Source organism: Gordonia marina (genome assembly GCF_052036135.1).
Taxonomy (GTDB): Bacteria; Actinomycetota; Actinomycetes; order Mycobacteriales; family Mycobacteriaceae; genus Gordonia.
Genome location: NZ_JBPSDN010000008.1, coordinates 165,939 through 178,037, shown reverse-complemented (window position 1 = coordinate 178,037; position 12,099 = coordinate 165,939). Strand labels below are relative to the sequence as shown.

Genomic DNA, 12,099 nt, shown 5'->3' with positions numbered 1-12,099 from the left:
GTGAGGCGCGGTGTCAGTCGCGGCGGCGGCGACCGCTCGACGACCCGCCACCCGACCCCTCACGGAGCCGGTTGAGCAGTTCCGAAACCGGCTGACCACCGGTATGGGCACCATCATCCGTGGCGGGGCCCCGACGGCCCCGCTGCGGCATCGGCGGCACCTCGGGCACCGGCGGAACCGGCGCGGCCGGCGGCTGATAGCCGGCCCCCGGGTAGTCCTGCGGCAGCACGTAGTCCTGCGGCGGCGCGTACTGCTCCGGCTGGGTGTAGGGCTGCTGCGGGTAGTGCGCCGCCGGTGGCTCGGTGGCGTAATCGATCGCCGTGTACTCGCCGCCGGTGTACCGGTACTCGGTGGCGGTGTAGTCGGCGTGCGGCCCGGCCTCCCCGTATCCGGCCTCCGCGTATCCCGCCTCGGCGTACCCGGTCTGGGCGTATCCGGGCTCCGCGTATCCGGCGTACGCAGCGGCGGCACCCTCGTCGACCGCCTCCGCGTAGTCGAATTCCGGCGCCTCCTCGGTGACGACCGGAATGATCTCGGTCATCTCCACCTCGGGCACCTCCTCCGGTACCGTCTCGGCGACCGGGGCATGGCGGCCACCGTCGGCCGGCGGCACGGTGGAGGCGAAGTCGAGGTTCGCGGCGACGCGGTCGTCGGTCGCACCCGCGTAGGCCACCCCGGACAGTCCGGAGCCGAGTTCGCGACGGCGCTCCGGGCGCAGCGCGAGGGGCACGTCCGGCAGCGGATTACCGAGGACCTTCTCCAGGCTGGCCCGCAGGGCGAGCACCTGCTGCTTGAGGGCCTCGAACTCCTCGTTGGTCTCCTCGGCCAGCTCATGCCGGATCGCGGTCTCGACCTCGGCCTCGTACTGGCGGCGGGCCGCGATCTCACGCTCCAACTGCAGCTCGTACACCATGCGCTGGTCGCGACTGCGGCTCTCGGCCACGTCGGCCTGCCGCCGGTACTTGGTCACCAGCACCGCACCGATCACCGCCGCCCACAGCGCCGCGATCACGGCCAGGGAGCCGATCAGCGAGATGTCGTCGCCGAACACCATCAGCAGGCTCGCGATCAGCGCGAGCACGATGAAGAGGCCGAGCAGCCACTGCGCCGGCGACGCCGGGACTCGCCGGGCACCCGCCGGAGTGATTGGAGCGGCAGGTGCGCCCGATCCGTCAGCGGACGACGGCGTGGCGGCGCGGCGAGGTGGTCGCCTGCGGGCCCGTGCTGCGCTATCTGTGCTGGTCATGCTGGCCAACTTACCCGGCACCGGGTGCCCGGGCGGGCAGCGGCCGCGGAGAGTCGGCGTTCAGACCGGGTTCGGCGAGGTGTCTGGGGCATCCGGTGACGGGTCGTCGGGCGCGCGGCAGCAGTGCTCCAGCCAGAGGGCCGCGCCGGCCAGCAGCAGGCCACCGACCGCCCCGACCACCGCGGCCGGCAGATCGGCGCGGGCGACGTCGAGTTCCCGATGCGCCAGCAGGTAGACCGACAGTCCGGCCCATCCGCCGAGCGCGATCGCGCCTACCAACGCGGACGCCTTGGCCAGCGCCACCAGACGAGCCACGCTGATCGGGTGCAGCTGCCCCTCGCCGGGCCCGAGCTTGCCGCCGGCGATCCGGGACCGCACCAGGAAACCGATCACGACTTCCAGCACCGCCGCGGCATACAGGGTGAGCCCGGCCGGCCACGGCAGCGACGGGAACAGCCCGTAGTGGTAGCGAGCCAGCACCCACAGGACCAGCCCGGCCACCACCGCGACCGCCAGCAGGTCGCGCACCCGCGTCGGGCCGAGTTTGTGCTCGTCATCGGGGTCGTGGCCGTGTGACGCGCCGGTGGTCACGAGGCCTCCGCCGCGGTGATACCGGCCCGCTCGGCCGGATCCAGTTCGTCCAGCAGTTCGGCGATCCGCCGCGGGCCGGTGGGCGTGGCCAGCACGGCGTCGGGCTCGATCTCCAGCCAGGGCACCAGCACGAAGGCCCGCACGGCGGCCCGCGGATGCGGGAGGGTCAGCTCCGGATCGTCGCTGACGACGACGGTGCCGCCGTCCTCGACGGACACCACGTCGACGTCCAGCGTCCGCGGTCCCCAGCGCACCGTGCGCTCGCGCTCGGCGGCCCGCTCGCAGGCGCGGCAGAACTCCAGCCAGTCCCTCGGCGTCAGGTCGCCCTCGGCGACGAGCACCTGATTGACGAAGTCGTCCTGCTCCACGCCGCCCCACGGCGGCGTCGTGTAGACGCGCGAGGCGGCGACCAGTCGGTCGCCCAGCGCCGCGATCACCGAGGCGAGGTGCCCGCGACTGTCGCCGACGTTGGAGCCGGCCGACAGCACCGCGCGGCTCATCGCGGCACCCGGCCCGGCCCGGACTTGGGCGAGCGGCGGGTCACGACGGCGACGTCGTCGAACATCAGCGGGATGGGCGCGGACGGCTTGTGCACGGTCACCTCGCACGCGGAGATGCGCGCATCGGTCATGATCGTGTCGGCGATCTGCGCGCCGACCGTCTCGATCAGGTTCCGCGGGGTGCCTGCGACGATGTCGTGCGCGGTCTGGGCCAGCGCCCCGTAGTCGACGGTGTCGGCGAGATCGTCGCTCACCGCGGCCGGCCGCAGGTCGAGCCACAAGGTGATGTCGATGAAGAAGTCCTGGCCGTCGCGCCGCTCGTGGTCGAAGACCCCGTGATGGCCGCGGACGCGCAGTCCCGTCAGTTCGATCCGGTCAGCCATGCCCGGCCCCTCTCGGTCGGCTCGATGTCCACGCCTGGGCGACGGCCACCGCGTCGCGGCTGCCCGCGACGTCGTGCACCCGCACGCCCCACGCGCCACCGGCCGCGGCCAGCGCCGAGATGGCCGCGGTCGCGATGTCGCGGCCTTCGGGCGCGCGGTCGACGCCGCCGTCGGCCAGCAGCGAGCCCAGGAAACGCTTGCGGGAGGCCCCGATGAGCACCGGGAAACCGAGCCCGACCAGCGTCGGCAGCGCGTGCAGCAGGGACCAGTTGTGGTCGGGGGTCTTGGCGAAGCCGAGGCCGGGGTCCAGGATCAGCCGGTCCGGGTCGACGCCCGCGGCGACGGCGGCGTCCACCTGCCCGAGGAGTTCACCGCTCACCTCGGCGACCACATCGCGATAGCCGCCGGAATCGGTGTGCCGGTGGGTGAAGTGCCGGTCGCCGGTGGCCGAGGCGTCCGACGGCCGCCAGTGCATCAGGATCCAGGGCAGGTGCGAGTCGGCGACCAGCGACGCCATCGCCGGATCGGCACGACCGCCCGAGACGTCGTTGATGTACGACGCCCCGGCCGTGATCGCGGCTTCGGCGACGGCGGCACGCATGGTGTCGACGGAGGTGACCACCCCGGCGTCGTGCAGGGCGGCGACGACCGGGGCCACCCGGGCCGCTTCGACGGCGGGGTCCACCCGGACCGCGCCGGGCCGGGTCGACTCCCCGCCGACGTCGACGATGTCGGCGCCGGCCGCCGCGAGTGCGAGCCCGTGCTCGACGGCCGCGTCGGCGTCGAGGTACCGGCCGCCGTCGGAGAACGAGTCCGCGGTGACGTTGAGGACGCCGATCACCAGCGTCCGGCCGCCGTCGGGCGCGGTCATCAGCGGGCGATCAGGTCGAGCGCTTCGCCGCGGGAGACCGCGCTGGTCTGGAAGATTCCGCGCACCGCCGAGGTGGTGGTGCTGGCGCCGGGCTTGCGGATGCCGCGCATCGCCATGCAGAGATGCTCGGCCTCGATCACCACGATCACGCCGCGCGGAGCGAGCCGGTCCATGAGTGCGTCGGCGATCTGGCTGGTGAGCCGCTCCTGCACCTGGGGGCGTCGTGCGTACAGGTCCACCAGCCGGGCGAGCTTACTCAGGCCGGTCACCTGGCCGGTGGCACCGGGGATGTAGCCGACGTGCGCCACTCCGTGGAAGGAGACCAGGTGGTGCTCGCAGGTCGAATACATCGGAATGTCCTTGACAAGCACCAGTTCGCGATGGTCCTCGTCGAAGACGGTGGCCAGCACGTCCGACGGATCGGTGTAGAGCCCGCCGAACATCTCGCGGTAGGCGCGCGCCACCCGCTCCGGCGTACGGCGCAGGCCCTCGCGGTCGGGGTCCTCGCCGACGGCGAGCAGCAGCTCGCGCACGGCGGCCTCGGCCCGCGCCTGATCGAATGCGCGACCGTCGGCGGTGATCAGCGGCTCGTCGCTCATCTCGGTTCTTCGGTTCCTTCCGGCGAGAGATCAGTTGTTGCGCGGGTCGTCGGCCGGCGGCCAGCCCGGGGCCTGCCAATCGCGCGGGGCGCCGTAGTCGGGCCAGGTGCCGCCGGGATGTCCGCCGTTCGGGCCGGGCTGACCGTATCCCGGCTGGCCGCCGTTCGGCTGACCGCCGTGGGGCTGGCCGCCGTTGGGCTGGCCGTACCCGGGCTGCCCCGGCGACGGCGCACGACGACTCAGATCCGGGTAGCGCGGCTGCGCACCCGGCGCCGGCTGGCCGTACGGCGGCTGCCCCGGCTGCGGCTGCCCGTAGGCCGGCTGTCCCTGCTGAGGCTGACCGTAGCCGGGCGCCGGCTGCGGCGCGGGCGGCACGGTGACCGGCTCGGGCGTCGGCTCCGGTGCGGGCGGCGGCCACGGCTCGCCGCGCTCCATCGCCAGTTCGCCCTTGGTCTTGATCGGCGGCTTGGAACTCGGGGTGCGGTCACCGAATTCGCTGAACTCGGTGATCCGCTCGCGCTTGTCGACGCCGTCGAGGATCACTTCGAGATCCTTGCGGACCAGCGTCTCCTTCTCCAGGAGCGCACCGGCGAGCTCGTCGAGCTTGTCGCGGTTCGCATCGAGGATGGCCCACGCCTCGGTGTGCGCGGCCTCGATCAGGCGGCGCACCTCCTCGTCGATCTCGGCGGCGACACCGGCCGAGTAGTCGGGCGACGAACCCATCCCGCGGCCCAGGAACGGATCGCCCTGCTCCTGGCCGTAGCGGACGGCGCCGAGGCGGCCGCTCATGCCGTATTCGGTGACCATCGCGCGGGCGATCTTGGTGGCCTGGTCGATGTCCGACGACGCGCCGGTGGTCGGCTCGTGGAACACCAGTTCCTCCGCGGCACGACCACCCATGGCCATCACCAGGCGCGCGATCATCTCCGAGCGCGTCATGATGTCCTTGTCCTGCTCCGGCACGGCCAGCGCGTGACCGCCGGTGCGCCCGCGGGCCAGGATGGTGACCTTGTAGATCGGGTCCAGATCGGGCATCGCCCAGGCGGCGAGGGTGTGGCCCGACTCGTGGTAGGCCACCACCTTCTTCTCGTGTTCACTGATCAGGCGGCTCTTGCGGCGCGGGCCGCCGACCACGCGGTCGACCGCCTCTTCGAGGGTTTCGTCGGTGATCACGCTCTTGTTCTCACGCGCGGTCAGCAGCGCGGCCTCGTTGATCACGTTCGCCAGGTCGGCGCCGGACATGCCGGGCGTGCGCTTGGCCAGCCCGTCGAGGTCGGCGTCGGGCGCGATCGGCTTGCCCTTGGCGTGCACCGCGAGGATCGCGCGACGGCCTGCCATGTCGGGGTTGCCGACCGGGATCTGCCGGTCGAAACGGCCCGGCCGCAGCAGCGCCGGGTCGAGGATGTCGGGGCGGTTGGTCGCGGCCATCACGATGACGCCGGAGCGCTCGCCGAAGCCGTCCATCTCCACCAGCAGCTGGTTCAGGGTCTGCTCGCGCTCGTCGTGCCCGCCGCCCAGGCCGGCGCCGCGCTGGCGGCCGACGGCGTCGATCTCGTCGACGAAGATGATGCACGGGCTGTTGGCCTTGGCCTGCTCGAACAGGTCGCGGACGCGGGAGGCACCGACACCGACGAACATCTCGACGAAGTCCGAGCCGGAGATGGTGTAGAACGGCACCCCGGCCTCGCCGGCGACGGCGCGCGCCAGCAGCGTCTTACCGGTGCCGGGCGGGCCGTAGAGCAGCACACCCTTGGGGATCTTGGCGCCGAGCGCCTGGTAGCGGGCCGGATTCTGCAGGAAGTCGCGGATCTCGTCGAGTTCCTCGACGGCCTCGTCGGCGCCGGCGACGTCGGCGAACGTCGTCTTCGGCATGTCCTTGGACAGCTGCTTGGCCTTCGACTTGCCGAAGCCCATCACGCCGCCCCGGCCGCCGCCCTGCATGCGGCTCATGACGAGGAAGAACAGACCGAACAGCAGCACCATCGGCAGCACGAAGATCAGGATCGACTGCCAGATCCCGGAGTCCTTGGTGATGTGCGTCGAGTACGGGGCGCCGGTGGCCGTCGCGGCCTGGAAGATGCGCGGCGAGACCCCGGACGGGTACTGGGACTGGATCTTGGTGACGTCTTTGCCGTCGTGCTTGATCGGCTTCTTCAGCTCGATGCGGACCCGCTGTTCCTTGTCGTCGATGGTGATGAACTTCGTGTTCTTGACGTTCATCTGTGTCATCGCGACGGAGGTGTCGACGCCGGTGTACTCACCGTCGGTCGAACGCAGCGCGGAGAAACCCCACAGGGCCAGAATGATCACGGCCACGATGGCCAGATTCCGGTACAGCTTCTTACGATTCATGCTGGTTCGCGCGGGCGCCGTCGCCCCTCACCTGCGGGTGGGTGTCGCGGCGCGCCCTTGTCCTTCCCGTCTCACTCGCCATTGAGGCTACCTGTCAACGACCGGGGAACCCCTCTTTGTTCCCGCAGGGCGTAACGACGGCCGCCGGCGGCCGGGTCAGGAGCTGTATACGGACGGGTGCAGGCGCCCGATGAACGGCAGATCGCGGTAACGCTCGGCGTAGTCCAGGCCGTAGCCGACCACGAACTCGTTCTCGATGTCGAAACCCACATCGGCGACCTGGACCGGCAGTTGCACGGCCTTCGGCTTGCGCAGCAGGGTGACCACCTCGAGGGACCGCGGATTCCGGGTCGCCAGGTTCTTCATCAGCCACGACAGGGTGAGACCGGAGTCGATGATGTCCTCGACGATCAGCACGTCCCGGTCGGCGATGTCCCGATCCAGGTCCTTGAGGATCCGCACCACACCCGACGACGACGTCGACGACCCGTAGCTGCTGACCGCCATGAATTCCATCTGGTTCGGGATCGGCAGCGCCCGGGCGAAGTCGGTCATGAACATGACCGCGCCCTTCAGCACGCCGATGAGCACCAGATCGTCGGGCGCATCCCGGTACCGCTCGGCGGCGGTCTGCGCCATCTCCGCGGTCCGCTGCGCGATCTGCTCCTGAGTGATCAGGATCTGGTCGATGTCGTTGTCCGGGTACCCATGCGCCACGCGTCTAGCTTTGCACATCCCCGCCGCCCGTCTCCCACCGCCGGTGCGCGCATCTCGCACGTGGCCACGGCAGATCGCGGACCGGCTCAGAGCCTGGCGCGGTCGACCAGTTGGCTGGCGGCCCGCTCCGCCCTGGCCAGTTGCGCTCCGCTGACCGGGGTGTGGCCGTACCCGGCCCGGTCTTCATCCCCAGCAGCGTGTTCAGTGCCCTCGCGGATTCCGGGTCGACGGAGTTCAGCAGACCGACCGCCTCGCCATGGTCCTGCCCCCTGGCGTACTTCCCGAGAGCCGCTGCGCAGATGGCGTCCGCCGCGGCGATTCCCGCATGCACGAATAAGGTCACCGCCGCGTCCGCGACATCGGTGTGCACATCGGCGAGCTCGAGAACGTCTTCCGCGACAGACTGGAATTGTGTCGCTTTGGCGAGCCGGCCCCGGCGCGCGCCATCATCGGCCGGCACCGTCCGGATGCTGTCGATCCTCGGACTCATTCCCCATCCCCCGTCCGCGACATCGCCCGCCGAAGCCACGTGCGGTCGCCGGCGATGTGGATGCCGTCGGCCACGATAGCGCGAAGAAGTTCGCTGGGCCGCACTTCCGAATCCCGAAAGACGAGCGGCCGGACGTCATTGCCGGTCCACCGGCCGGCCTCCGCGGCGAGGTCTTGGACCGCCTCCTCGGCGCTCGCGTCGGCGCTGTCCGGCAACACCACGAGCACGTCGATGTCGCTGTCGGTCCGCATGTCACCCCGCGCGCCGGACCCGAACAGTGCGACGACGAGCGGAGCGGTCGCCCATCCATCGACGCGGCGGGCGAGCCGCGAGACGAGTTCGGACTTCGCATCCGCGATCTGCAAGATCGCGCCGATCAGCAGATGTTCCCGGTTGAGCGCATACGCGTGACCACGTTCGCCGACCACGCGCTCGACCACGGTTCCCTGTTCCACCAGGCGCTGAACCGAATTGCGAATGCCCGGCGACGACCCTCCTTCTGGCACCAGCCGGTGGATCTCGGCGACCGTGTAGTAGTTCTCCGACCGGGCGAGAACGGTGAGCACCTGCGAATCGATGCCGGTCGAGCCGACCGCGGCGAAAGGGTTCTGCAGTCGCATCCTGCCCCTCCCAGAAGTACATGAAGATAGAGCTATCTATAGAAAAGTATAGCTATGAAAACAAAAATTTCATTCAGTGCCGTCGGCTGCCGAGACACGAGCCACCACCTCGACTCACCGGCCGACGGATCCGCAGGTGAGCACACCGGCTCGCCGGGCGATCACCAGACGCGCGGCGGCGTCGCCGCCGACGGCGATCGGGCCCTGGCCGTGCCAGTCGGTGACCAGGGCCTCGACCTGGGCCGTCAGCCGGAACGACGGTGCCGCCGCGCCCGATTCGGTGAGCCACGACCGCAGTGCCCGGGTGCGCAGCGCCGCCGGGGCCGCGGCCAGCGCCGCGACGTCGAGGCCGCCGGGAGTGCGCGCGCGATCGAGCAGGTCGGCGGCGAGCAGGTCGAGGGCCTCGGAGTCCGCGCGCAGCTGCGCCGCCGTCCGGGCCAGGGCCTCGGCGGCGCCGCCGTGCAGGACGTCGTCGAGCAGCGGCAGCACCTCGTGGCGCAGGCGCACCCGGGTGAAGCGCGGGTCGTCGTTGTGCGGGTCGTGCCAGGGGCTCAGGCCCCACTCGGCGCAGGCCCGCCGGGTCTGCGCGCGCCGCACGCGCAGCAGCGGGCGGCCCCACGGTTCGTTCCAGTCGGCCATCCCGGCCAGCGAGCGCGCCCCCGAGCCACGGCCGAGTCCGAGGAGGACGGTCTCGGCCTGGTCATCGAGGGTGTGGCCGAGCAGCACCGGCCGCCCGGCCCGGGCGGCGTCGAGCGCGGCGTACCGCCCACGACGCGCCGCGGCCTCGGGGCCGCCCGGACCGCAGACGTCGATCTTGAGCACCTGTGCCCGCGCGCCGATCGTTCTCGCCGCGTCCGCGGCCTCCGCCGCGATCCGCGCCGACCCGGACTGTAATCCGTGGTCCACCACCAGCGCGGTCACGTCGAGTCCGGCCCGGACGGCCGCGGCGGTCAGCGCCAGGGAGTCCGGCCCGCCGGAGAGCGCGACGCAGACCCTTTCGACAGGCCGGTCCTGAGCATGCGTGGCGGAGCTTGCGACGACACGCGGTCGAAGGGCAAGGGGCGACGGAAAATACCGATGCACGAATCCCCGGACGGCGCCGATCAGCTCCTGCTGGGCGGACGATTTCGGCGGTGGACCCGCTACAGGACCCGTGCGATCCACTTCTCGGGCTCGCCGATCTCGGCCATCGTCGGCATGGTGTCCGGCGAGGTCCACACGGTATTGAAGGCGGCCATCCCGACCTCACCGACCACCGCGTCGACGAACGCCTTGCCGCGGATGTACTGCGCCATCTTGGCGTCCATGCCGATCAGCGCCCGGATGAGCCGCTGAATCGGATTCTGCGGGCGGGTGCGGCGCGCATCGAAGGCCTCGCGAATGGATTCGACGGTCGGCACATGCGCCGGCCCGACGGCGTCCATCACGTGATCGGCGTGCCCTTCGAGGAGGGTGCCGAGCACCATCACGCGCTCGAAGGCGTCGTGCTGTTCCGGGGTCTGGATCAGTTGCATCAGTCCCAGCACGCCCTTCTCCCGGGGACGGCCGCTGCGCAGCGTCTCGGTGATCCGGCCGACCACATCGGTCATCGACTCACCGGCGTCGCCGGTGAGCACGCCGACGTTGTCGCGCATGTATCCGGCCAGCCACGGGTTGGCGGAGAACTGCACGCGGTGGGTCACCTCGTGCAGGCAGACCCAGAGGCGAAAGTCGCTCGGCGAGACGCGCAGCTGACGTTCGACGGCGATGATGTTGGGTACGACCAGCATCAGCACGCCCTCGTCGCCGGTGTCCGGATCGGGCGAGAACGGGTCGTACTGGCCGAGGATCGCGCTGGACAGGAAGGCGAGCAGCCCGGCGGCCTGCGCCCCGGCGAGCTTGCCGGTCAGTCCGCGGCCGGGCTCCTGGTCGCCCAGCATGGCCGGCATCGACGACGCCGCCGCGGCGATCCAGCCCGAGCGGTCGAGGAGGCGAGCGGTCGGGACGCGCAGCCCGTCGGCGAGTCCGGTCACCTCGCGCACCGGCCCTTCCGCGCGGACCGCGGCGTCGGCGAGTTCGGCGCGCGCCTGGTCCATCGTGTAGCGGGTGACGCGCGGCCCGGGCCGGGCCAGTCGGCTGCCCAGCGACGCCGCCAGATCCCAGTCGATGTTGGCCACGCGGGGATCGTCGTCCGCGCCGTCGTCGACGACCGGCCCGTCGTGCGTCTGGGGTGCTGTCACAGCTGCGGTTCTCCTTCGTGTCCGGTCTGGCCGACTCTACCGGCCGCGGCGAGGTGCCCGCCTCAGCTGCGGCAGCCGCAGAGACGCAGCGCACCGGCGAGGCCGTCGAGCGCGGGACGGGCGTCGGCCGGCGAGGTGCCGCCGGACATGAACGCGAAGGCCAGCACGCGGCCGTCGACCGTCTGCACGATTCCGGTCAGCGAGCTGACCCCGGTGAGCGTGCCGGTCTTGGCGCGGACCCAGCCCGCACCCGGATTCTCCCCCGCGGGGAAGCGGTCGGCGAGGGTGCCGCTGCCGCCGGCCACCGGGAAGGTGTCGAGCATGGGCCGCAGTTTCGGATGCGAATCACCGGCCGCCGCGGAGACCAGCTGGTCGAGCAAGCGGGCCGGCACCCGGTCGCCGGTGGACAGCCCCGACGAATCGTGCAGCACCACGCCGGTGACGTCGAAGCCCTTCTCCCGCAGCACCTTCACGACGGCGTCGGCGCCGCCGGCGATCGACACCGGGCCGCCCATGTGCGCCGAGAGCTCGATGCCCAGGGACTCGGCGAGCACGTTGTCGGAGAACCGCATCATGTCGCCCACCCGCGTCGAGAGCGGCGCGGACTTGACCTCGGCCAGCACCTTCGCCGACGACGGCGGGGTCACCTCCTCGATCTGCCCGTGCAGGCCCAGCTGGTCGGCGAGCGCGCGGCCGGCGTCCTGGGCGGGGGTGTCCGACCGCGGGGAGTACTCGTCGGCGGTGTCGGTGCGCGCGCCGTCGAGCATCAGCGAGTCGATGGGCGCGATGTCGCCGCCCTTGATGTCCTCGGTGGACCAGCTGCGCTCCATCGCCGGGCCCTGCACCGAGCTCGGGGCGACGGCCACCGAGGTGATCGCGACCCCCGACTTCTTGAGCTGATCCACCAGGTCGCCGATCGTGGGGCCGTCGGTGTAGAAACCGCCGTCGGGCTGCGCGGTGAGCGTCGGGTCGCCGCCGCCGACCAGGATCACCTGGCCGTCGGCGCCCTCGACCACCTTGGTGGTCAGCCGCGCGTCGTGGTCGAGTTCCTCCAGGACCGCGGCCGCGGTCAGGATCTTGGCGTTCGAGGCCGGGGTCCGCGGCTGGTCGGGCTGCTGCGACCACAGGATCGCACCGGTCAGCGGGTCCGACACCACCCCGGTGAGCTTGCCGAGCGCCGGATCCTTCAGACCGCCGCGCAGCGCCGCCGACACGCCCTGCGGGGTCGGCTCGGGGGCGTTCGCCGAGACGGGCAGGATGCTCGGATCGACGGTCACCGCGGCCGGCTGCGCCGGGGTGCCCGCCGGGACCGCCGCCGGCCGCAGGTAGTACCAGCTGTAGGCGAAGAAGCCACCGGTCGCCAGGATCGCGACGAGGACCAGGGCGAGCACCGTGATCGCCACCGTGCGCCCACGGCGCCGCCCGGGCTTCGTCGTCGACGCCACGTGGTTCCCTCCGGAGTTCTGGTAAGTGTTCCCACCACAGTATCGTTGACGCGATCGACAGCATTT

The 12,099-nt window shown here is 71.5% G+C and carries 13 protein-coding genes; all 13 read right to left on the bottom strand.

The features are described from left to right. Positions 1 to 13: 13 nt before the first annotated feature. Entirely contained in the window at positions 14 to 1,246 is a 1,233-nt protein-coding gene (locus ACSEEN_RS07340) for a DUF6779 domain-containing protein (RefSeq protein WP_440712789.1), read from the bottom strand. Positions 1,247 to 1,306: 60 nt separating this feature from the next. Next, complete coding sequence (locus ACSEEN_RS07335) at positions 1,307 to 1,837, bottom strand: DUF3180 domain-containing protein (RefSeq protein WP_298445373.1); 531 nt, start codon at positions 1,835 to 1,837, stop codon at positions 1,307 to 1,309. Next, entirely contained in the window at positions 1,834 to 2,337 is a 504-nt protein-coding gene (gene folK / locus ACSEEN_RS07330; protein ID WP_440712788.1) for a 2-amino-4-hydroxy-6-hydroxymethyldihydropteridine diphosphokinase, read from the bottom strand. The genes ACSEEN_RS07335 and folK overlap by 4 nt, the downstream gene beginning before the upstream one ends. Further along, complete coding sequence (gene folB, locus ACSEEN_RS07325; RefSeq protein ID WP_298445378.1) at positions 2,334 to 2,720, bottom strand: dihydroneopterin aldolase; 387 nt, start codon at positions 2,718 to 2,720, stop codon at positions 2,334 to 2,336. Before folB ends, folK begins: the two co-directional genes overlap by 4 nt. After that, positions 2,713 to 3,591 carry a dihydropteroate synthase gene (gene folP, locus ACSEEN_RS07320; RefSeq protein ID WP_440712787.1) on the bottom strand — a complete coding sequence of 293 codons (879 nt, stop codon included), beginning with the start codon at positions 3,589 to 3,591 and terminating at the stop codon, positions 2,713 to 2,715. The genes folB and folP overlap by 8 nt, the downstream gene beginning before the upstream one ends. Further along, positions 3,591 to 4,190 (bottom strand): GTP cyclohydrolase I FolE, encoded by a 600-nt coding sequence (folE, locus tag ACSEEN_RS07315; RefSeq protein ID WP_247866168.1) that lies wholly within the window; start codon positions 4,188 to 4,190, stop codon positions 3,591 to 3,593. Before folE ends, folP begins: the two co-directional genes overlap by 1 nt. Positions 4,191 to 4,220: 30 nt before the next feature. Further along, positions 4,221 to 6,542 carry an ATP-dependent zinc metalloprotease FtsH gene (ftsH, locus tag ACSEEN_RS07310; RefSeq protein WP_298445385.1) on the bottom strand — a complete coding sequence of 774 codons (2,322 nt, stop codon included), beginning with the start codon at positions 6,540 to 6,542 and terminating at the stop codon, positions 4,221 to 4,223. Positions 6,543 to 6,698: 156 nt separating this feature from the next. Next, positions 6,699 to 7,277 carry a hypoxanthine phosphoribosyltransferase gene (hpt, locus tag ACSEEN_RS07305; RefSeq protein WP_440712786.1) on the bottom strand — a complete coding sequence of 193 codons (579 nt, stop codon included), beginning with the start codon at positions 7,275 to 7,277 and terminating at the stop codon, positions 6,699 to 6,701. After that, the gene (locus tag ACSEEN_RS07300) at positions 7,264 to 7,749 is read right to left on the bottom strand and encodes a hypothetical protein (RefSeq protein WP_440712785.1); all 486 of its coding nucleotides are present in this window, start codon (positions 7,747 to 7,749) and stop codon (positions 7,264 to 7,266) included. Before ACSEEN_RS07300 ends, hpt begins: the two co-directional genes overlap by 14 nt. Then, positions 7,746 to 8,369, bottom strand: a complete 624-nt coding sequence (locus ACSEEN_RS07295) for a nucleotidyltransferase domain-containing protein (protein ID WP_440712784.1) — start codon at positions 8,367 to 8,369, stop codon at positions 7,746 to 7,748. The genes ACSEEN_RS07300 and ACSEEN_RS07295 overlap by 4 nt, the downstream gene beginning before the upstream one ends. 114 nt (positions 8,370 to 8,483) lie before the next feature. Next, entirely contained in the window at positions 8,484 to 9,452 is a 969-nt protein-coding gene (gene tilS, locus ACSEEN_RS07290) for a tRNA lysidine(34) synthetase TilS (RefSeq protein ID WP_440712783.1), read from the bottom strand. A gap of 59 nt (positions 9,453 to 9,511) precedes the next feature. Further along, positions 9,512 to 10,588, bottom strand: coding sequence for a zinc-dependent metalloprotease (locus ACSEEN_RS07285; protein ID WP_440712782.1), 1,077 nt, complete (start codon positions 10,586 to 10,588; stop codon positions 9,512 to 9,514). Positions 10,589 to 10,650: 62 nt separating this feature from the next. Further along, the gene (gene dacB / locus ACSEEN_RS07280) at positions 10,651 to 12,033 is read right to left on the bottom strand and encodes a D-alanyl-D-alanine carboxypeptidase/D-alanyl-D-alanine endopeptidase (protein ID WP_298443655.1); all 1,383 of its coding nucleotides are present in this window, start codon (positions 12,031 to 12,033) and stop codon (positions 10,651 to 10,653) included. Positions 12,034 to 12,099 lie beyond the last annotated feature (66 nt).

What these genes read in the sequence shown, in the direction of transcription:
- folB (WP_298445378.1), bottom strand. Translation starts at nt 2,720, where the DNA reads ATGGCTGACCGGATCGAACTGACGGGACTGCGCGTCCGCGGCCATCAC.
- ACSEEN_RS07300 (WP_440712785.1), bottom strand. Translation starts at nt 7,749, where the DNA reads ATGAGTCCGAGGATCGACAGCATCCGGACGGTGCCGGCCGATGATGGC.
- ACSEEN_RS07340 (WP_440712789.1), bottom strand. Translation starts at nt 1,246, where the DNA reads ATGACCAGCACAGATAGCGCAGCACGGGCCCGCAGGCGACCACCTCGC.
- hpt (WP_440712786.1), bottom strand. Translation starts at nt 7,277, where the DNA reads ATGTGCAAAGCTAGACGCGTGGCGCATGGGTACCCGGACAACGACATC.
- folP (WP_440712787.1), bottom strand. Translation starts at nt 3,591, where the DNA reads ATGACCGCGCCCGACGGCGGCCGGACGCTGGTGATCGGCGTCCTCAAC.
- folK (WP_440712788.1), bottom strand. Translation starts at nt 2,337, where the DNA reads ATGAGCCGCGCGGTGCTGTCGGCCGGCTCCAACGTCGGCGACAGTCGC.
- ftsH (WP_298445385.1), bottom strand. Translation starts at nt 6,542, where the DNA reads ATGAATCGTAAGAAGCTGTACCGGAATCTGGCCATCGTGGCCGTGATC.
- folE (WP_247866168.1), bottom strand. Translation starts at nt 4,190, where the DNA reads ATGAGCGACGAGCCGCTGATCACCGCCGACGGTCGCGCATTCGATCAG.
- ACSEEN_RS07295 (WP_440712784.1), bottom strand. Translation starts at nt 8,369, where the DNA reads ATGCGACTGCAGAACCCTTTCGCCGCGGTCGGCTCGACCGGCATCGAT.